Origin of the sequence: Kocuria sp. CH-021 (assembly GCF_049716185.1) — a bacterium.
Lineage (GTDB): Bacteria > Actinomycetota > Actinomycetes > Actinomycetales > Micrococcaceae > Kocuria > Kocuria cellulosilytica.
This window is the reverse complement of the sequence record NZ_JBNAFK010000072.1, coordinates 1-294: the sequence shown is the minus strand read 5'-3', so window position 1 is coordinate 294 and position 294 is coordinate 1. Positions and strand designations below refer to the sequence as shown.

General features: G+C 75.2%; 1 pseudogene. It reads right to left on the bottom strand.

Features of this window, described 5'->3' with window-relative positions:
- Positions 1-294 (bottom strand): annotated as a pseudogene (locus ACPYN7_RS18070) (NADH-quinone oxidoreductase subunit L); the annotation flags it as partial.

The following is a 294-nucleotide window of genomic DNA, read 5'->3' as shown; positions in this document are numbered from 1 at the left end:
CCAGAACCCGATCAGGGCGTAGGAGGTCGCGCCCATCAGCTCCCACGCGAACAGCAGCGCCGGCAGGCTCGCGGCCGCGGCCGTGGCCAGGGCGGCGGCGGCGAAGACCAGCATCAGCCCGTGGAAGCGCGGCCGGCCCGCCCGGATGCTGTCGGCCGCGAAGACCAGCACCAGCAGGGTCACTCCCGCGATCATCGGGAGGGTGAGTGCTGCGAGAGCGTCGACCTCCAGCGCGAACTCGGCGCCGGCCACGAACGGGACGGACAGGGAGGGCCGGGCCAGGGCGGCGGCCGC